The organism is Gluconobacter sp. Dm-62 (assembly GCF_018256155.1).
In the GTDB taxonomy this organism is placed as follows: domain Bacteria; phylum Pseudomonadota; class Alphaproteobacteria; order Acetobacterales; family Acetobacteraceae; genus Gluconobacter.
The window spans coordinates 369,003-386,682 of record NZ_JAERLY010000002.1; the positions used below are offsets into that span (position 1 = coordinate 369,003).

18 protein-coding genes and 1 pseudogene are annotated in these 17,680 nt (G+C 59.0%); 6 read left to right on the forward strand and 13 right to left on the reverse strand.

Annotated elements, in window-relative coordinates; all coding sequences use genetic code 11:
• Positions 1 to 10: 10 nt before the first annotated feature.
• Both hpnE and hpnD read right to left on the reverse strand, forming a co-directional pair.
• Positions 11 to 1,306: a hydroxysqualene dehydroxylase HpnE gene (gene hpnE, locus JK202_RS03470; protein ID WP_211558181.1), complete on the reverse strand. Its 1,296-nt coding sequence runs from the start codon at positions 1,304 to 1,306 to the stop codon at positions 11 to 13.
• A gap of 5 nt (positions 1,307 to 1,311) precedes the next feature.
• Positions 1,312 to 2,187, reverse strand: coding sequence for a presqualene diphosphate synthase HpnD (gene hpnD, locus JK202_RS03475; protein ID WP_211558183.1), 876 nt, complete (start codon positions 2,185 to 2,187; stop codon positions 1,312 to 1,314).
• Positions 2,188 to 2,323: 136 nt separating this feature from the next.
• Between hpnD and JK202_RS03480 the strand changes: the two genes are divergently transcribed.
• Complete coding sequence (locus tag JK202_RS03480) at positions 2,324 to 2,797, forward strand: cupin domain-containing protein (RefSeq protein WP_211558185.1); 474 nt, start codon at positions 2,324 to 2,326, stop codon at positions 2,795 to 2,797.
• 81 nt (positions 2,798 to 2,878) lie between these two features.
• The gene (locus JK202_RS03485; RefSeq protein WP_211558187.1) at positions 2,879 to 4,048 is read left to right on the forward strand and encodes a pyridoxal phosphate-dependent aminotransferase; all 1,170 of its coding nucleotides are present in this window, start codon (positions 2,879 to 2,881) and stop codon (positions 4,046 to 4,048) included.
• A 29-nt stretch (positions 4,049 to 4,077) separates the two neighbouring features.
• Here the strand turns inward: JK202_RS03485 and hpnC are convergent, their stop codons facing one another.
• The 3 genes from hpnC to hpnA are packed head-to-tail and all read right to left on the reverse strand — an operon-like array spanning position 4,078 to position 7,075.
• A complete protein-coding gene (gene hpnC / locus JK202_RS03490) occupies positions 4,078 to 4,941 on the reverse strand; it encodes a squalene synthase HpnC (RefSeq protein ID WP_211558189.1) in 864 nt (287 codons plus the stop codon).
• Positions 4,938 to 6,080 (reverse strand): glycosyltransferase, encoded by a 1,143-nt coding sequence (locus JK202_RS03495; RefSeq protein ID WP_211558191.1) that lies wholly within the window; start codon positions 6,078 to 6,080, stop codon positions 4,938 to 4,940. The genes hpnC and JK202_RS03495 overlap by 4 nt, the downstream gene beginning before the upstream one ends.
• Positions 6,080 to 7,075 carry a hopanoid-associated sugar epimerase gene (gene hpnA / locus JK202_RS03500; protein ID WP_211558193.1) on the reverse strand — a complete coding sequence of 332 codons (996 nt, stop codon included), beginning with the start codon at positions 7,073 to 7,075 and terminating at the stop codon, positions 6,080 to 6,082. The genes JK202_RS03495 and hpnA overlap by 1 nt, the downstream gene beginning before the upstream one ends.
• Positions 7,076 to 7,212: 137 nt before the next feature.
• On the opposite strand from hpnA, the gene JK202_RS03505 reads away from it, so the two are divergent.
• Complete coding sequence (locus JK202_RS03505; protein ID WP_211558194.1) at positions 7,213 to 8,388, forward strand: HpnL family protein; 1,176 nt, start codon at positions 7,213 to 7,215, stop codon at positions 8,386 to 8,388.
• Positions 8,385 to 9,263: pseudogene (locus JK202_RS03510) on the forward strand (prephenate dehydrogenase/arogenate dehydrogenase family protein); the annotation flags it as partial. The gene JK202_RS03505 and the pseudogene JK202_RS03510, both read left to right, overlap by 4 nt.
• Positions 9,264 to 9,269: 6 nt before the next feature.
• On the opposite strand, the gene pyk reads toward JK202_RS03510, so the two are convergent.
• The 4 genes from pyk to JK202_RS03530 all read right to left on the reverse strand — a co-directional run bounded on the left by pyk (position 9,270) and on the right by JK202_RS03530 (position 12,873).
• Complete coding sequence (pyk, locus tag JK202_RS03515) at positions 9,270 to 10,700, reverse strand: pyruvate kinase (protein ID WP_211558196.1); 1,431 nt, start codon at positions 10,698 to 10,700, stop codon at positions 9,270 to 9,272.
• Positions 10,701 to 10,723: 23 nt separating this feature from the next.
• Positions 10,724 to 11,644, reverse strand: a complete 921-nt coding sequence (locus JK202_RS03520) for an SH3 domain-containing protein (protein ID WP_211558198.1) — start codon at positions 11,642 to 11,644, stop codon at positions 10,724 to 10,726.
• An 84-nt stretch (positions 11,645 to 11,728) separates the two neighbouring features.
• The gene (locus tag JK202_RS03525; RefSeq protein ID WP_211558200.1) at positions 11,729 to 12,106 is read right to left on the reverse strand and encodes a DsrE family protein; all 378 of its coding nucleotides are present in this window, start codon (positions 12,104 to 12,106) and stop codon (positions 11,729 to 11,731) included.
• Positions 12,103 to 12,873, reverse strand: coding sequence for a HesA/MoeB/ThiF family protein (locus JK202_RS03530; protein ID WP_211558202.1), 771 nt, complete (start codon positions 12,871 to 12,873; stop codon positions 12,103 to 12,105). The genes JK202_RS03525 and JK202_RS03530 overlap by 4 nt, the downstream gene beginning before the upstream one ends.
• Positions 12,874 to 12,974: 101 nt before the next feature.
• On the opposite strand from JK202_RS03530, the gene JK202_RS03535 reads away from it, so the two are divergent.
• Complete coding sequence (locus tag JK202_RS03535) at positions 12,975 to 13,496, forward strand: DUF2939 domain-containing protein (RefSeq protein WP_211558204.1); 522 nt, start codon at positions 12,975 to 12,977, stop codon at positions 13,494 to 13,496.
• Between the two features lie 4 nt (positions 13,497 to 13,500).
• On the opposite strand, the gene JK202_RS03540 is transcribed toward JK202_RS03535, so the two are convergent.
• Complete coding sequence (locus tag JK202_RS03540; RefSeq protein WP_206033499.1) at positions 13,501 to 13,725, reverse strand: DUF3126 family protein; 225 nt, start codon at positions 13,723 to 13,725, stop codon at positions 13,501 to 13,503.
• Between the two features lie 187 nt (positions 13,726 to 13,912).
• Here JK202_RS03540 and JK202_RS03545 point away from each other — a divergent pair, with 187 nt between their 5' ends.
• Complete coding sequence (locus JK202_RS03545) at positions 13,913 to 14,512, forward strand: hypothetical protein (RefSeq protein WP_211558710.1); 600 nt, start codon at positions 13,913 to 13,915, stop codon at positions 14,510 to 14,512.
• Positions 14,513 to 14,549: 37 nt separating this feature from the next.
• Here JK202_RS03545 and JK202_RS03550 read toward each other — a convergent pair whose 3' ends face one another.
• The 3 genes from JK202_RS03550 to JK202_RS03560 are packed head-to-tail and all read right to left on the reverse strand — an operon-like array spanning position 14,550 to position 17,676.
• A complete protein-coding gene (locus tag JK202_RS03550) occupies positions 14,550 to 15,248 on the reverse strand; it encodes a pyridoxine 5'-phosphate synthase (RefSeq protein WP_211558206.1) in 699 nt (232 codons plus the stop codon).
• Positions 15,245 to 16,252, reverse strand: coding sequence for a 4-hydroxythreonine-4-phosphate dehydrogenase PdxA (gene pdxA / locus JK202_RS03555; RefSeq protein ID WP_211558208.1), 1,008 nt, complete (start codon positions 16,250 to 16,252; stop codon positions 15,245 to 15,247). Before pdxA ends, JK202_RS03550 begins: the two co-directional genes overlap by 4 nt.
• A complete protein-coding gene (locus tag JK202_RS03560; RefSeq protein WP_249199576.1) occupies positions 16,252 to 17,676 on the reverse strand; it encodes a M20/M25/M40 family metallo-hydrolase in 1,425 nt (474 codons plus the stop codon). Before JK202_RS03560 ends, pdxA begins: the two co-directional genes overlap by 1 nt.
• Between the last annotated feature and the right edge of the window lie 4 nt (positions 17,677 to 17,680).

A 17,680-nucleotide genomic window follows, 5' to 3' on the forward strand; every position in this document is an offset into this window, starting at 1 on the left:
AGAGCGCTCATCACGATCCTGTGTTTTCAACGGCCGAGCGGAAGCCCAGCGCAGCAACAGCCTGAAGGCCTGACTGGATGGATCCTTCGATCGTGGATGGCAGTCCGGTGTCGGTCCAGTCCCCGGCCAGAGCCAGATTCACGAGATCCGTGCGGGGGCCCGGACGCAGGCGGTTCTGCTCGGGTGTCGCGGCGAATGTCGCCCGCTTTTCCCAGACCAGACGTGCGGGTGGCATGGCAACCGGAAGCGATTGTGACAGGACAGGATCAAGTGCGCGCCGGATCTCGGACCAGATCGTGGCCAGCAGTTCGCTGTTCTGGCGATCGGCATAGCGATTGGCCGCACTGACGGTGACGGACAGGATGTCTCCCTTAAGGAAAATCCATTCCGAAATGCCGCCCACCAGCCCTACGAACCCGGCCTGTGCCACAACACCGCGCGCCTGAACGGCTGCGGGAAGGCGGAAATGCGCGTTCGCGATGCTTTCAAAAGCATCCGGAGCTTTCAGTCCCGGAAGAAGGGACTGCGCAACCGGCCCAGGCACGGCCATGATAACCTGATCTTCGGGGCCAAGTTCAATGCGTCCCTCAGCTGTTTCGAGCGCTGTTGCACGGCCATTCTGCTGTTCGATGCCACTGACGCGAATGCCCGTACGGACTTCGCCGTGAAAGCGCTTCAGATAAGCCAAGGCCGGATCGATGAGTGTCTCGGAGAGACCAACCGCCGGAAACCATGGGCAGCAGGCCATTCCGCCTTTCGCGAGGGATTTGCGGATGACATTTCCAAGCAGTTTCGCACTACCAGTATGGATATCCGTATTAAGGACGGAAATCGCAAAGGGCACCAGCAGCCTGCGGCTCAGTTGCCCGGAACTCAGGCAGGTGTCCACAGTCGTGCTGTCGCCCGCACGCAGGAAACGCCCCAGAGAAGCGAGCTCGGACAACTTCATGCCCGGAACGCGGCGTCCGCCGGGAAGCGCCCAGAAGGGAAGCTTTCCCTTCGATAAGCGCAAGGTCCAGGCAAGACTGTCTTCAAGGTCGTAATATGGAAAGATCGGCAGTCCCGGCCCCGTCAGGGTATGACGTGCGCCGATGATGTCCAGATAGCGGAATGTCAGATCGTTGGACGACAGGATGAGATGATTGCCGTTATCGATCCGGGCATTGAGAGAGCGGTCATGAAACGAACGCGCCCGGCCACCACAGGCCGGCCCTGCTTCATAGACCGTGACACGAGCCTGCGCCGCGAGTTCGATTGCGGCGGAGAGGCCTGCCAGACCACCGCCGATGATGTGGACATGGCTCATGGGTCTTACTTCACATACGCTGCGAGGGTGCGCAGCTGCCTCCAGGGTTTGAAGACTTTTGGCGCGATATCCGGCGTTTTCCATCCACGTTTTTCCAGCGCGGAGAGGATGGGCGCATAGGACGCCGCCATCATGCGGGCTGGGCGCATTGCAGTGCTGTCGCACAGTCGCATGGAATCCCGGGCCTCACGGAAATGGTCCTTCGCCCGCTGGGCAAGAATACGCGCCACATTGTCCAGACCATGGGCGTAGAGCGCTTCCTTCGGATCCTTGGCAACATCGAAGCGGGTCAGGAGCTCGGCGGGAAGGTATAGTCTGCCTCTTTCGGCATCCTCGGCAATGTCACGCAGGATGTTGGTCAGCTGGAGTGCGCGTCCCAGATGGTATGCCACACGCCTGGCATTGTCCGAGGCATCTCCAAACACACAGACCGAAAGCCGCCCGACCGCCGAGGCTACCCTGTCACAGTATAGATCAAGCGTGGCTTCATCGGGCGCTACGATCGGCGCGCCGCAGTCCATGGCCATGCCGTCAATAACGTCATGAAAATCCTTGGCCTGAAGCTGATAGCGATGGATGGCCACGATCAGGATGCGATCGAGCGCATCCGAGGCCACACCTTCGTAGAGCTGGTCGATCCGGCGATGCCAGTCCTGAAGGGCCGCCATCGGGTCCGCGACGCCAGCGTCACCATCCGCAATGTCGTCCACCTGGCGGCAGAACGCATAGACCGCGAACATCGCCTGACGCCGGTCCGTGGGAAGAATGCGCATCCCGCGGGCAAAGGATGTCCCCGAAGCGGTAACAATCCTCTCGACATGGTCCAGATCGGCCTGCGCGCAGGGAAGACCGGAAGAAGCGCGCATCCTGCTGAAAACCATGTCCGTCCCCTGTCTTGTTCCAGAAGATCAGGGTTCTAACCTCAAATCCCCGCGAGACAAAGATGACCTGAACGGAAAGGGCTGCCATGCGTTAAGGTGATGCCAAAAGGCAACACCTGAAAAGGAGTCTTCCACCATGCAATTTTCCCCTCTGAAGACCACAGCCCTTCTTGCCGGAGTGCTCGTGGGTGGAGCCTTTTCGGCGCCGCTCGCTTTAGCACAGATGTCGCCCCCCACGACGGCCAGTGGACACGCCGATCATCTTCTCGCGGATGATCACTCCTGGAATGGCACGCCTTACGATCATTATCCGACGACACGTCCGATGCTGAGCATGATCCGATTGACCATCCCGGCGCATTCCGCGCTGCCCTGGCATGTTCACCCCTATCCGAACGCCGGATATGTGCTGGAAGGAACCCTTACAATCGAGGATCGGCAGAGCGGCAAAAGGCGGACCTTCCATCAAGGTGAAGCCTTTGCGGAGTCGGTTAACGACGTTCATCGCGGGGTAACCGGAGACAGCCAGACCGTTCTCCTGCTGACGTATGCGGGATCTCCCGGAAAGCCGACTTCCGTGCCCCTGCCCGGCCAGCAGGAAGAATACTGAAAATATCTTCCGGGCCTGCTTTGACAGGGAAAACGTTTCGGAATTAACATGTTCCGGCCCTAGTCTGGAGTATGGCCCATAATGACCAGTCCCCTCTCTCCCGCCGCCCGTAGCGACCTTCTTGCCCGGGGATACTCCCGTCGCAGCTTCGGACGGATCGCCACGCTTCTGGCAGCGGGCGCGACCGTCCATGCGATGACGAAATCTGCACATGCCGGCATTCTGCCATCAGGTATCAATTTCGAGGGCATGACGCGCCTCGGAAGCAATGAGTGCTGGACGGGACCGTTCCCGGAAGCCGCGCAGGCTGGTGCCTCGTCCGTTTTCCAGAGCAACCGCTATGATCCGACCGGTCACATGCGCGATGATCTGGTCAAAGCTGCATCGGATGTGGAGGCGATCCCCGAGAGCCATGTCATGACGTGGTGCGGATCATCCGACCCCCTTGCCCGTGCGATCGTCACGTTCTGTTCGCCTACGCGTGGGCTTGTCACGGCGGATCCGAGCTATGAAGCTGGCTGGGTGGCAGCGGACTGGTTGAAAATCCCCCTTGCCCGGGTGCCACTGGTGGCCAAAAATGGCTATCGCACCGATGTGCGGGCCATGCTGGCTGCAGATCCCAATGCTGGCGTTTACTACATCTGCTCCCCCAACAACCCGACTGGCACCCTCACGCCGCTTCGCGACATCGCATGGCTTGTTGAGAACAAGCCGAAGGGCTCAGTTGTTCTGGTTGATGAAGCCTATATCCATTTTTCGGGTGCGCCGAGCGCAGTTGAATTGGTCGCCAAGAACAAGGATGTTGTCGTCCTACGGACCTTCTCCAAGATGTTCGCCATGGCGGGGATGCGTCTTGGCCTGACATTTGCCAGGCCCGATCTGCATGAGAGCATGATGCGCTATGATGGCAAGAGCGCAACCGCGATGCTTCCGGTTCCGGCCATGGCCTGTGGCACGATGAGCCTGACCATGAAATCCGCTATCGTAGCCCGTCGTCAGGAAATGATTGCGGCCCGGAGCATGACGTTCCAGCATCTGCGCAAGCGTGGCATTCACTTCATCCCGTCAGATGCAAACATGTTTGTTATCGACTGGAAGAAGCCGGCGGAGCCTATCAAGGATGCGTTCCTGAAGCAGAATATCGTGATCGGACGGTCCTGGCCTGTTTGGCCTAACGCCTCGCGGATCACTGTCGGCTCCATGGATGAAATGAAGACGTTCTGTACCGCACTGGACCAGATCATCGCCTGATCTGGCCCAGCTCTCCCTGTCGTTCTGGCTCAGCCAGCGGCAGGGAAATAGCGCAGAGCCCGGAACAGAGCTTTCGCGCCATCCGATTTTGTCAGGGCGACACGTTCGAGCAGCGGGTCCTGCCGACGCAGACGTGCTGTCAGGATATGGCAAAGTTCGACAATAACGGCCGCTTCAAGCCGCATCCGGCGATCCCTGACCAGAAGCGGCAGGATCCGGGCGCTCCTGTTGAGGGCGTCCACACCATCCAGCATCCGGTCAAACACGCGACGGACCCCTGGCTTGCTGCGCACCAGACGCAGATCATCCAGACAGACGCCCTCCTCTTCCAGCCACGGCAGCGGAACATAGCAGCGATCAAGAGTCTTCAGATCGTCCGCAACGTCCTGAAGATGGTTGACCACCTGAAGCGCGGAACACAGCGCGTCGGATGGTGCGAGTGTCTCCTCGCCCTCGCCGTGAAGCAGGAGCAGGAAACGGCCCACGGGATTTGCTGAATATTTGCAGTAATGCAGCAACTCGTCCCAGCTCTCATAACGGGTCTTTTCCGCATCCATGCAGAACGCTTCGAGCAGATCCGTCGCGGTCTCCAGCGGCACACCCGTCTGGAGAAGGACGTCACGAAGTTTGACCGCCGTCTGGGCATCGGCGCGCTGTGGCGCGGTGATTTCGCCCCGGATGACGGCCGCCATTCCTCTGAGTCGAGCGATTTTTTCGGCAGGTGTGAGCTCAGTCGTGTCCACCATGTCATCCGCGACGCGCGCGAAATTATAGTAGGTGTGGACGTAAGGCCTAAGCCTTGGTGCGATCAGGAATGAACCGACGGGAAAATTTTCGTCGGATTTGCCTTTGGCAGAGGTGACGTCTTTCGTCCCCCAGATGTTGTCTGTCACGATGTTTCATCCGTGTAGGAACGATTTTTCCACCGAACGCCGACCCCGCGATGATGGTCGAGGGCTGAGCCAATGGTCGCCGCCATATAGAACGCGGCAACAAGTGGAAGGGGAATAGCACGCCACAAAGGCAGACCAAAACGACGCAGGGTCGGCACAAAAGTCAGGCAGGAGAGCAGATAGGTCAGAAGCCCGACCCGGCGTTCCCGTCCTTTACCAAACACTGTTAGAGCAACTGGCAGGAGCCAGATGATGGCCATCCCGATGATCGTTGCAATCAGAAGCAGCGGCGAATACCGAAGTTGCACATAGGCCGTCCGGGCGATCATGTCCCAGACGTCTTTCATCCCGCGATAAGGTCTGATGGACCACGCCAGTGCACTATGGCCGAGATAGAGACGCCCGCCTGAGCGCTTCACATGCGCGGCAAGCGTGCAGTCGTCAATCAGTGCCCCACGCAGCGCGTTAATCCCGCCAATCCTCTCCAGAGCACGCCGCCGCAGAAGGATTGTCCCTCCCGCTGCACCAGCGATCCGGGAATGCTCGCTTGCAATCCGTGAAAACGGATAGAGCATGGCAAAGAAATAGACGAAAGCCGGGACCAGAAATCGCTCCGCGCTGCTTTCGCAGTTGAGTGCGACCATCTCCGAGACAAGATCCAGATCATCCTCCCGCGCCTTGGCGACCAGAGAGGCAAGATGACCTGGCGCATGCATGATATCTGCGTCTGTCAGCAGGATGTAGCCGTAAGGGCCAATCCGCGTCAGGGCTTCCTGTTCCCCCTGATGGATGGCCCATAGCTTGCCACTCCACCCAGCCGGCCGTTTCTTCCCGCTGATGACGGTCAAACGCTGCTTCGGGTCAGGCAGACTACGCGCGATATCGCCGGTTCCGTCCGTGCTTTCGTCGTCCACCAGAATGACGGCCAGTTTGCCGTCATAATCCTGCTCCAGAAGCGAAGCCAAGCATTCGCGGATGGACTCAGCCTCGTCACGTGCTGGGACAACGACGGCCACGTCCGGTGCTGAGACCGGTGTAGGCTTTTGATCGAGAATGGGGCCTTTCTGCCAGAATGTCCCATGGAACAGCGAAAGATAGATCCAGGCTCCCAGGCTGGTCAGTGCAGTTCCGAAGAGCATTATTTCATCCGTCCATGCTGGCGGAACCAGGCGATTGCGTCTGTCACGGCATCTCGGGCCGGGCGTGGAGCATATCCGAGCTCTTTTTTCGCTTTGTCGGACGAGAAGAACATCAGTTTCCTGGACATGGCCAGCGTCTCGCGTGTGACCCGCGGCTCGATACCAAACCCGCGCGCCAGCCATTCGGAGACGAGGGCCACCGGATAGAGCCAGGACTGCTTGAGCTTGATGCCAGGGGGCTTTACGCCAGCAATCATACTCACCATCCGGAACAGATCGCCCAGCATGATATTCTCGCCACCGAGAATATATTTTTCGCCGATCTTTCCTCGCTCCAGTGCCAGCGCATGCCCTTCGGCCACGTCGTCGACATGGACGATGTTCAGGCCGGTCTCGACATAGGCCGGCATGTTCCCGCTGGCGCAGTCGAGGATCATCTGCCCCGTTGGCGTTGGCTTGATGTCTCGTGGGCCAACCGGCGTGGACGGGTTGACGATAATGGCAGGAAGATTTTTCTCGCGTACCAGACGCAGGACTTCCTGCTCTGCACGATATTTCGAAAGCTTGTAGATCCCGATGACCTGGCTCTCGGAAACCGGCGTCGCCTCGTCCGCCGGGACCCCGTCATATCGCAGACCCAGGGCCGCAACCGACGAGCAGTAAATGATTTTTTCCACACCGGCTTCGAGGGCAGCCAGCATCAGGTTGCGGGTGCCTTCCACGTTGGCCTTCATCATGATTTCCGGATCCGGAACCCAGAGTCGGTAATCGGCGGCAACGTGGAAAAGGGTTTTGACGTTTCTTAGTGCGGGCGCAAGCGTCCCGGGATCGGAGAGGTCACCGACCACAATTTCCGCGTCAAGCTCCGCAATATTTGAACGATCGGATGTCGGCCGGACGAGAAGCCTGAGGCGGTGTCCACGTTCTTCAAGGACGCGGGCGACGGCGGAGCCGACGAACCCGGTAGCCCCCGTAACGAGTGTGACATCGTTCATGGTGGCAGAGTCTCCTTGGGTCATCAGCAAAAAAAGGTAGCAATGTGTGACAGCATAATCCCCCTGGCTTTTCGGGGAAAGCGTCTGCAAGGGTGGAATATTCACCCTGTGTGCGATAGAGCGTGTGCAAACGGCATGTGACGAAGACGTTGAAAAAAACTCTCCCAGTTCTCCTTTCCCTTCTCGGGGTGGCCCTGTTCACCTTCATTGCGGCCAAAGCGGGTATTCATCCCGTCATGGAAGCGCTTTCCAAAGTCGGCGTTGGTGGCTTCCTGCTTCTCGCGGCCTTCCAACTCCTGATCGACATCGGTCTTGGAATTGCATGGCATGCTGCGGTTCCCATTCTTGGTATGAAACGCCTCATGGGCGCACGCCTCGTTCGTGACAGTGCGGGAGCCTGCCTGCCGTTCTCTCAGCTCGGCGGCATGGTCATTGGAGTGCGTGCCACACTGGCCGGCGTTGATCCAAGAACCGAAGAAGGCGAAGAACTTCACTGGCCAGAAGGTGTCGCAGCCAATCTGGTGGACATCACGACGGAGGTTCTGGGGCAGATTGCTTTTGTTCTGATCGCGCTACTCTGTCTTGTCGGTCATCACGGCGCAGCCAGATTTTTTTGGCCACTCATCGGCGGTATGGCGCTTCTGAGCGTTGGAATTTCTGGTTTTATCTGGACCCAGCAGCGTGGCGGCGCGATGATACGCAAGGTCGCCATGTTCCTGGGACGCCATATCGCGTCTGAGTGGCGTAACGCGCTGATCGGGAATACTGACGCCTTCCAATCCCGGCTTGAGAGCCTTTGGAGCCGTCCGGATCGCATTTCCCTTGGAGCGTTCTGTCACCTGGTATGCTGGATGGGTAGTGCTGCCATGACGTGGCTGGCGCTTCAGCTCTTGGGCGCGCATGTCGGATTTTTCTCATCCGTCGCCATTGAGGGTGTGGTCTGCGGTATCATGTCGGCGGGTTTTCTTGTCCCTGGAGCACTGGGTGTGCAGGAAGCGGCCTATGTCGCATTGGGCATGATTTTCGGTATCGATGCGGAAATCTCCCTTAGTCTTTCCCTGCTGCGACGTGGGCGCGACATTCTAATCGGCATCCCGGTTCTGCTGGTCTGGCAGTTCATTGAAATGCGTCGGCTTCGACATGAGCGTCCTGCATCGGTCGCGAAGAGTGAGCCTCCTCCTGCTCCGGCCCGCATGAATGTCATCGCCCCCGCGGTGACTGCTCTGGCCGGTAATATCAAGAAAGAGGCAACGTCCCGCGACGGAAAGAAGTCCGGGGATAATTCCTTCGCAGCAGCGCCAAAAGTCCTATGACACCCCTCTTCCGGTCTCTCGCAGTTGTCGGCCCCGGCCTGATTGGCTCATCTGTCCTTCGTCGGGCCCGCGAGACAGGCGTAATTGCCGAAACCCTAATTGCGGCTGATTCGAACCCTCATGTTCTCAAGCGGGTTCTCGAACTTGGCATTGCGGATGTCACGACGTCCGACCTTGCCGTTGCTGCGCAGGCGGACTGCGTCATGATCTGCGTGCCCGTTGGCGCTGTGGAGGCAGTTGCCCGGAAACTCCTCCCGCATATGAGGCCCGGGAGCATTCTGACGGATGTTGCTTCCGTGCGAGGACAGCTAGGCCCGACGCTTCAGGCAATTCTGCCCGAGAATGTTGCATATGTTCCGGGGCATCCGATGGCTGGAACCGAGCATTCAGGGCCGGATGCCGGTTTTTCAACCCTTTTTGAGAATCGCTGGGCGTTGCTGGTGCCTCCCGAGGGGGCGAACCCTGATGCGGTTACCACAATCGAGAAGCTTTGGACGCTGTGCGGAGCCAGAACGAAAATTCTGTCGGATGAAAAGCACGACAGGATCTGCGCCATGGTCAGCCATCTGCCCCATCTTCTGGCATTCACGATCTGCGATACTGCTGACAATCTGTCTGAAGAAATTCGTGCTGCCGTTCTGGACTATGCTGCGTCTGGGTTTCGGGATTTTACACGGATTGCAGCTTCGGACCCTGTCATGTGGCGGGATATTTTCCTCGCCAATCGGGAGGCGCTTCTGGGGACGCTCGACAAGTTCGTCGCTGACACACAGGCAATGGCCGATGCTATCCGAACTGGTGACGAGGCAGCCATTACAAGTCGGATAGAGCGCGGACGCGCCATCCGCCGGACTCTTATCGAGAACCGCCAGGCCTTATTTTCAGGCTGTGACGACCCGCAGGGTATTCGTGCTGCCGGAATGACCATAGGGCAATCCAGCCAGAACGAGCACCCGGTCCCCGGTCTTGCAGAAGCCCATGCTGCGCGCGAGTTCAGCGGCTGGGCCAGCAAGATCTTCAATACCATGGGCGGTCTGTTCACGATCCACCACATGCGGGAATGTTCCCCACACAACGCAGAGGCGCCGTGCGACGTCCAGTTCCGGTGTCAGGGCGATAATCGGGCAATGGGGCCGCTCCCGGGCCATACGCATCGCGCCACCGCCGCTGCGGGTGTGGGATGCAATGGCACCTGCGTGCAGCGTGCTGCTGACCTGCCATGCTGCCTGAACGATTGCGCACTGAACGGTTTCGTCCGGTACCGGACGCAGGCGGTCCATACGGATGCGCCATTCGTGATCCTGCTCGACCCGCTCTGCAATCCGCACCATCATAGACACGGCTTCCAGAGGATACTTTCCTGCGGCGCTTTCCGCAGAAAGCATGACTGCATCCGCGCCATCATAAACGGCGTTGGACACGTCAGAGACTTCGGCCCGTGTCGGGGTCGGGCTCTCAATCATGCTCTCCAGCATCTGCGTCGCCACGATCACCGGGCGGCACTGCTTTCGGGCTTCGGCAATCGCGCGCTTCTGCGCAACCGGAACTTCCTCAGGCGGCAGTTCCACGCCCAGATCGCCACGCGCCACCATGATCGCATCCGACAGATGCACAATGGCAGCCAGATCATCCATCGCCTGCGGCTTTTCGAGCTTGGTCACGATCGCCGCACGACCGGCTGCAATCTCGCGGGCTTCCCGAACATCTTCGGGGCGCTGGACGAACGAAAGCGCCACAAAATCCACGCCAAGCGACAGCGCGAAGTCGAAATCACGGCGATCTTTTTCAGTTAGCGCCGGAATGGGCAGTGTCACGTCCGGGACATTGACGCCCTTGCGCTCTGAAAGCTTGCCACCCACGATCACGACGGTTTCGAGGAAGCCTTCGCCGACATTCACGACACGCAGCTTGAGCTTGCCGTCATCCAGCAGAAGATGGCTGCCTGCCTTGGCGGCAGAAATGATTTCAGGATGCGGCAGACAGACGCGCGAGATTGTGCCGGGCGTCCGGTCAAGATCCAGGCGGAACGGCTTGCCTTCCTCAAGAATGACCGGGCCGTTTTCAAACACGCCGACACGCAGTTTCGGTCCCTGAAGATCCGCAAGAATGGCCAGCGGATGCCCGACCTTCTCTTCGGCAGCGCGGATGGCGGCATGACGCTCACCGTGATCTTCGTGGGCACCATGAGAGAAATTGAGCCGGAAGACATTCACACCGGCCTGCGCGAGGGAAAGGATCATCTCAGGCGAGGATGAAGCCGGGCCCAGAGTTGCGACGATCCGCGTGCGGCGGTGATGGGAACTCGATGTCATATACGGCGTCCTCGATCGAAAAATCAGTTTGGTTGAATCGTCTCGCCCGGGAGAAGCCCCCAGAAAAGACGGCGGGGCAGCCAGCCCTCGTAGCCCTTCACGCTCACCCGGCACCACTGGGAGTTCTGGGGGCACAGCTTGATGTTGCCCACCGTTCCCTGCTCCAGCACCGCGATGACGCTGCTATCTTCTTCCGGATGGCTCATGAGGAGCACATCATTTTTATGTGCCCTCGCTTCATCCTGAGTGGCGACACGGGCAAGAATACGGGCATCGGCCTTACCAATATGGTCGCCTGCCTGCGCGCTGGCCTCACCGGTCTGGGCCTTCACACCTTCGGGAGGCAGGCCCGGAATAACAAAGGTCCGGCTGCCATAAAGCGTCGCCTGATGCACCCAGCCCTTCTGGCCGTCAGAATCTTCCACAAGCCGCCACACATCGAACTCGCGTTCGATTTCCACGGGCAGGCCACGGCGATGATAGACCCAATCAATCGGATAGCGGTCACCGGGGCCACGACGCATATAGACCTTGTCGGCCCGGAGGGCGGCGTAACGTGGCAACGGAAGGCCAGTGTTGCTGCCCTTGTCCGTATTTTCGGGCACTGGCGGGACGGCAGGAGTTGCCGGCTGATCCGCTACCGCCGCACCTGCTGCACCGACGGCAGCGGCCGCCGCAACAGCCGGAGCCGCATGTTTCAGGGCAGTATGATGTGCCGCCTTGTGCTTCGCAGCCGGTGCCACAGGCTTTGAAGCATCAGCCTTATGATGCTTTTTAGCGGGCCCATGCTTGTCCGCGGTCTTCGCGGCGACCTCTCCGTGCTTTTTATGGTGATGGGCTGCCCATGCGCCGGGAGCGGCGAACAGGACCGTGCCGGCCAGAAGCGCACGAAGAAGAGCGGAACGGCTGGTAACGGGACGCAGAGGGAGGACTGACATTCTCATGAGCGCATCCCTGCCAAGGGCCGACGGTTTGGGCAAGTCATCAAAACGGGAAAGACATCCTAAAATCGTGTCTCTGAGGAAAACTTACAGCGCAAGGACGGGATTGTCTCCCGCCAGTTCGAGAAAGCTGACAATTCCCCGCACAGTCACTCCGTCCAGCAGGTCCTTCCCAGACAGGCCTGCCATCCTCAGACCGGCCTCACAGGCCATAACCGTTGCCCCGAGATCCAGCACCGCGTCCCTTAGTTCCCCGAAGCCCGCGATCCCGCGAATTTCAAGCTCGCTGTCTGAAATGACGCCCTGAAGCGCTCTCCAGTCCGGGGTCAATGCCAGAACGCTTTTTCCGCCAGCAAAAATCGTTACATCCCGCCCGAGCGAGAGGCCACCGGCCGCGACGACCAGAGCATAATGGGCGCGCTGCCAGGAATCATCAGCCAGAGTGAGGAACATCGGTCGGCTCATGCGTGCGCCAGATCGTCATGATGCACCGGGCAGTGCGGATCACGGTTCAGCACAAAACTGTTCATCGTGCCCGACAGGGCATCCCACATGGTCATGCGCGTTTCGTCGGCCCCCTCCAACCCGATGATTTCCCGCATGACTTCCACAGCCATCAGGCTTCCCATCACGCCCGTGGCCGCTCCAAGAACACCCGACATTCCACAGTTAGGGGCCGCAGTCTTTTCCGCTTCAGGAAACAGGCAGCGATAACAAGGGCCACCTTTTTGGGGGCGGAATACGGCCAGTTGCCCCGAAAAACCCTGCACAGCACCGGAGACCAGAGACCTGCCGTGACGAACACATGCATCGGATACGGCCAGCCTTGTCTTGAAATTGTCAGTGCCATCACAGACCAGATCATAGAGCGGCACCAGTTCATCCAGTGTCGTCGCACTTGCACAAAAGGGATACGGACGGACCTGTACGAGCGGGTTCAGGTCTTTCAGCCGCCGAGCGGCTGCTTCCACCTTGAATTGCCCGATATCGTCTGTGCCATATAGCACCTGCCGCTGAAGATTGCTGAGATCCACGCGGTCATGATCCATGATCCCGATATGTCCGACTCCTGAAGCGGCAAGCTGCTGAAGCAGGGGAGCCCCGAGGCCTCCCGCGCCAATTATCAGCACAGAGGCATCGCGCAGCCGTGCCTGTCCCGTGGCTCCGACCTGCGGCAGGAGAATGTGGCGGGAATACCGTTCCAGCTCGTGGTCGGAAAAATTCATGTCCATGGAATGATGATAATTGCTGACTTTCCCACATGAAAGACGTTAGCGTGATTATCGTCCATCACTGTCCTGGTGTCTCGCAGGACCCGAGCAGAGAAGTCATCATGAAAAACGGTTTTCGCAGAGCTATGCCGCGGGCATGGCAGGGACTTGGTGTCAGCGCAGGCGCCGTTCTGGCAGCCTATGCCGTGTCGCCCTATCTCGCTCTGTGGGATATCGACCGGGCCATGAGCGGCAATAATCCGTCGCGCCTTGCCCCGCATGTGGACTGGGCGTCGCTGAGTCACTGCCTCAAGGAACAGTTCTCCCCCGCAGCGCCAGCCGATGACGATCTTCCGGGATTCGGGAGCTCATTTGCCGGGCAGGTCGTATCCAATGCCATTGACACCCATCTGACACCGGCAACACTGATGACCACTGCCCATCAGGTCATGCCACGTGAAGCGTCGACATCAGGCTGGCTCGGAATGTGGCATTCCATGCATGCCCATTTTGTGAGCGCTGGAAAATTTGAAGCCAGTCTGGATCAGCCGGGGCAGACGCCGTTCGTTCTGCACATGAAATTCGAGCACTGGGGCTGGAAGATCACGCGATTCGAAATGCCCGCCCCGGCGCATGCAGCCTGAAGTCTCAGGCTGCTGGCAGATCTTCTTCCAGAACCGTGATGTGAATGGCGTAGGAGATTTCGCCTTCATCTTCATCGCGGTGAACTGTTCCGATGACTTCTCCTGAAACGGCCAGTTCAACGCTCATGCCCTTGCGGCTGGGCTTGTTGACGGTGAGCTTCGGGGACCCGAGCAGGCGCTGCAGCGTGGTCTGGAGGCGTGTCACCTCGGATGGGGTCATATCGGCCATTGGTGGCATTCCTGTGATGCAAGGGAACTGCCCTCTAACCCATCATCCGGAACAAAGGAACCCGCTTCCTCTATCCCCGTTCGGGATGCTGTTGTAGAAACAGGGCACTTCACATGTGATTGTGACCTGTTCGTCATGCATCGTTCCGGGTCTGCAGTCTGCTCCCCCTACGCGCAAAGGAGACATGATGCGCCCCGTTTTTACACGCATGTTCGTTGCCCTGACGGCTACCGCCGCCCTGTCCGGATGCGGTTATTTTGATTCCCGTAGTGCCCACAAGGCCCAGTTCGAAATGGTGGGCATGACCAGCTACGACCTTCAGGCCTGTGCCGGCATCCCGGGCAGCACGAAGAAGCTGAACGATACGACCGAACTCTGGCAGTATGATGGAACCATGGCGCTTCCGACCATGCCTGCCGATTCCGGTTTCATTCCCGTCCAGTCTGCCATCAGCATCTATCAGTCTGCCTTGGGCGGCGGCGGTACGGCATGTCGTATGCTTGTCCGTATGGATCATGACCGGGTTTCAGAAGTTCATTACACCGGGAATGATGACGAATATATCGGGACAGATGGTATCTGCTCCATCATCACCCGTGGTTGTGCCCGTCAGCGTGAATCCACGATGCGTCGCATAAATGCCGGGCCGTTCGGTCCTGTTTCCGGCTTCCATCCGCCCCGTACCCCGGCCCAGAGTGGTTCGGCGACGTATTCCGATCAGTCCGGGAAATATGTTCCGAAATTCACCAAGGACGACACACAGCCGGTTATCCAGCCGGTCAAGTGAGCCAAAAAGCCGGGATGATAATCGTCCCGGCTTTTTTTTAGCTGTTGATAAGGCTTTTCATTTTTCGGAAGGCTGGCCCCAGCCCATCGAAAATCGCCTGTCCAATCAGGAAATGGCCGATATTCAGTTCGGCAAGACCAATCAGTGCGGCAATCGGGCCTACATTCCCGTAAGTTAGTCCATGCCCGGCATGCAGCTCCAGGCCACATGTCGCAACGGTCTTCGCTGCTGCCTGCAGGCGCTCCAGTTCCTGCGCCCCACCCAGAGCGTAAGCCCCGGTGTGAAGCTCCACAACGCAGGCTCCCAGCGCTGCCGCAGTCTCGATCTGTCGTGCATCAGGGTCAATGAAGAGCGAGACACGGATCCCCGCGTCCTTCAGTCGTGCAATCCGGGGCGCCAGAGAGGCTCGCTGACCCATGACATCCAGTCCGCCTTCGGTCGTAACCTCCTGCCGTTTTTCGGGAACCAGACAGCAGGCATGGGGACGAAGGCCACAGGCGATCCGGACCATCTCGTCTGTTGCGGCCATTTCGAAGTTCAGCGGTGCGGAAAGCGCTTTGAGACGCGGCATGTCGGCATCGCGGATATGACGACGATCTTCCCGCAGATGCGCCGTGATCCCGTCCGCTCCTGACGCAATGGCCAGTTCAGCCGCTGATACCGGATCCGGGAACGTGCCGCCTCTGGCATTGCGTAGCGTGGCGACGTGATCGATATTCACTCCAAGACGGATCATGACCTCTTTCCTTCCCGATACGTGCTCATTTCGCCAGCCAGACGGATGGCGGCCAGAAGACTGGATACATCGGCCCGGCATGTTTCCGTCACAGGCCCGGCGATATCGAAAGCCGTGCCGTGATCGGGCGATGTGCGGATGATCGGCAGTCCCAGCGTCACATTCACGCCTTCCGCCATATCAAGCGTCTTGAGCGGAATAAGCGCCTGATCGTGATACATACAGATCGCAACATCGTAATTCGGCCGGGCGTTAACGCTGAACATCGTGTCCGGCGGCATTGGGCCCTGGCAGATGATTCCTTGCGCCCGAAGCCTCTCGATCGCCGGCTGAATGATCGTGATTTCCTCGTCCCCCATTATGCCATGCTCACCGGCATGCGGGTTCAGCCCCGCAATCGCCAGACGCGGCGCCACAAGCCCGAAATCACGTTTCAACGCAGCGTCTGCGGTCGAGGCCACACTGACGATGCGATCAGTCGTCAGCGTATCGAGAGCCTTTCGAAGCGAGACATGAACGGTTGCCGGAACGACCCTGAGCTGCGGTGACGCCAGCATCATGATCTCTTCCCCCGGCATGCTACACAGGGCCGCCAGAAACTCCGTATGGCCCGGATACGGAAATCCCGCTGCAGCAAGAATGTGCTTGGCGATCGGGTTCGTCACAACCCCGCCGGCCCGACCCGCCAAGGCATATTCAACAGCCAGACGAATACTGCTGATTGTCGCCTCGGCGTTACGTGGATCCGGCTGTCCCGGGCTGACATTCGCCACACAGGAGACCGGAAGAACTGGCAGGCTGTCGGCGAAAACCGTAGCCGCCTCTTCCGGTGTTTCAATCCGGGTTACAGGAACCGCCTGTTCAATCAGGCGTGGATCGCCCAGCCAGAAAAACGTCCCCTCTCCCGAGATCCGAAGCCTACGCCACGCCTCTACAGCAAGTTGAGGTCCGATACCCGCAGGGTCACCCAGCGTCAGGGCCAGCGGTGCGGAGGTATTCAGCATCAGCCCGCGTCTGCCAGCGCCGCAATCACGCGCACCCAGGAGCGGATGCCCTTGTGAAAGGAGTCCAGCCCGTACTGCTCGTTCGGGGAGTGAATCCGGTCGTCATTCTGGGCAAAACCAATCATGAGAGCATCCAGCCCCAGAGCATCCCGAACTTCGCCGGCCACTGGTATGGAGCCGCCGGACCCGACTGTTGCGGCAGGCACGCCCCATTCATCCGTCAAGGCTTTCAGCGCTGGCGCGAGAAAGCGGCTGTCACGGGAGACTTCGAAGCCTGGAGACCCACCATGCCCTGTAAAGGTTACACGGGCGTCCGAAGGTAATGCGGCTCGAATATGGTTGCGGAATGCCTCGCGGATACGGTCAGGATCCTGTCCAGGCACCAGCCGGAATGAGACTTTTGCCATGGCTTTTGCAGGCAGAACGGTCTTGAAGCCCTCGTCTTCATAGCCACCGGAAATACCATTGATTTCACAGCTTGGGCGGCACCATGTCTGCTCGATCGCGCTATAGGCTTTTTCGCCTGCGGCAACTGAAAGCCCTGCCTCATCAAGCAGTGACTGGTCATTGGGGAAGAGTTTGCTCCACTGCGCACGTGTCGCAGGAGCTGGTTCCTGAATACCGTCATAGAAACCCGGGAGTGTCACCCCGCCCTCGGCATTTCGGAGCGTTGCCAGAGCCTGGCAGAGGACGGCGATTGGATTGGAGGCCGCATTGCCATACAGACCTGAATGAAGATCATGACTGGCACATTGAATGAGCACTTCTTCGGCGATCATGCCACGCAGGGATGTCGTGATACCTGGCGTTTTCCGATCCGCCATCGACGTGTCACAGACAAGCGCCACATCCGCTTTCAGTTCAGCAGCGTTTGCTTTGAGAAACGGAAAAAGGTTCGAGCCGCCACACTCCTCTTCGCCTTCCAGAAGCACGCTCACTTTGACTGGCAGCGAACCGGTAACCTGTTTCCAGGCCCGGCAGGCCTCAAGAAAGGTCATCACCTGCCCTTTGTCGTCACTTGCTCCCCGGGCCACGATCACTTTGCGGCCTGAGGGCTCTTCGATCAATTGCGGATCAAATGGAGGGGCCTTCCACAGCGATTCCGGATCTGTCGGCTGAACATCATAATGGCCATAAAACAGGACATGCGGACGTTCGTCCTTGCCTTTAGTGCCCTTGTCATGACCGACGACCATCGGATGACCTGGCGCGGCCCAATGGACATCACGAATGTCTGCCTTCATTCCCAGACTTTCGAGTTCGTGTCGCATCCAGTCAGCAGCTTTTCGGCAATCAGCTGCATGTGCAGGCTGTGTGGAAATGCTCGGGATACGAAGAAGCTCGAAAAGACGTGAAACCGAAGTGTCCAGATGGGCGTCGACATTCTGGAGAACGGCGTCAAGTTTCTCGGTAGTGGCAGTCATCTTG

Excerpts from the sequence above, each read along its gene's own strand:
- hpnE (WP_211558181.1), bottom strand. The coding sequence starts at position 1,306 with ATGAGCCATGTCCACATCATCGGCGGTGGTCTGGCAGGCCTCTCCGCC.
- hpnD (WP_211558183.1), bottom strand. The coding sequence starts at position 2,187 with ATGGTTTTCAGCAGGATGCGCGCTTCTTCCGGTCTTCCCTGCGCGCAG.
- JK202_RS03480 (WP_211558185.1), top strand. The coding sequence starts at position 2,324 with ATGCAATTTTCCCCTCTGAAGACCACAGCCCTTCTTGCCGGAGTGCTC.
- JK202_RS03485 (WP_211558187.1), top strand. The coding sequence starts at position 2,879 with ATGACCAGTCCCCTCTCTCCCGCCGCCCGTAGCGACCTTCTTGCCCGG.
- JK202_RS03495 (WP_211558191.1), bottom strand. The coding sequence starts at position 6,080 with ATGCTCTTCGGAACTGCACTGACCAGCCTGGGAGCCTGGATCTATCTT.
- hpnA (WP_211558193.1), bottom strand. The coding sequence starts at position 7,075 with ATGAACGATGTCACACTCGTTACGGGGGCTACCGGGTTCGTCGGCTCC.
- pyk (WP_211558196.1), bottom strand. The coding sequence starts at position 10,700 with ATGACATCGAGTTCCCATCACCGCCGCACGCGGATCGTCGCAACTCTG.
- JK202_RS03520 (WP_211558198.1), bottom strand. The coding sequence starts at position 11,644 with ATGAGAATGTCAGTCCTCCCTCTGCGTCCCGTTACCAGCCGTTCCGCT.
- JK202_RS03525 (WP_211558200.1), bottom strand. The coding sequence starts at position 12,106 with ATGAGCCGACCGATGTTCCTCACTCTGGCTGATGATTCCTGGCAGCGC.
- JK202_RS03530 (WP_211558202.1), bottom strand. The coding sequence starts at position 12,873 with ATGGACATGAATTTTTCCGACCACGAGCTGGAACGGTATTCCCGCCAC.
- JK202_RS03535 (WP_211558204.1), top strand. The coding sequence starts at position 12,975 with ATGAAAAACGGTTTTCGCAGAGCTATGCCGCGGGCATGGCAGGGACTT.
- JK202_RS03540 (WP_206033499.1), bottom strand. The coding sequence starts at position 13,725 with ATGGCCGATATGACCCCATCCGAGGTGACACGCCTCCAGACCACGCTG.
- JK202_RS03545 (WP_211558710.1), top strand. The coding sequence starts at position 13,913 with ATGCGCCCCGTTTTTACACGCATGTTCGTTGCCCTGACGGCTACCGCC.
- JK202_RS03550 (WP_211558206.1), bottom strand. The coding sequence starts at position 15,248 with ATGATCCGTCTTGGAGTGAATATCGATCACGTCGCCACGCTACGCAAT.
- pdxA (WP_211558208.1), bottom strand. The coding sequence starts at position 16,252 with ATGCTGAATACCTCCGCACCGCTGGCCCTGACGCTGGGTGACCCTGCG.
- JK202_RS03560 (WP_249199576.1), bottom strand. The coding sequence starts at position 17,676 with ATGACTGCCACTACCGAGAAACTTGACGCCGTTCTCCAGAATGTCGAC.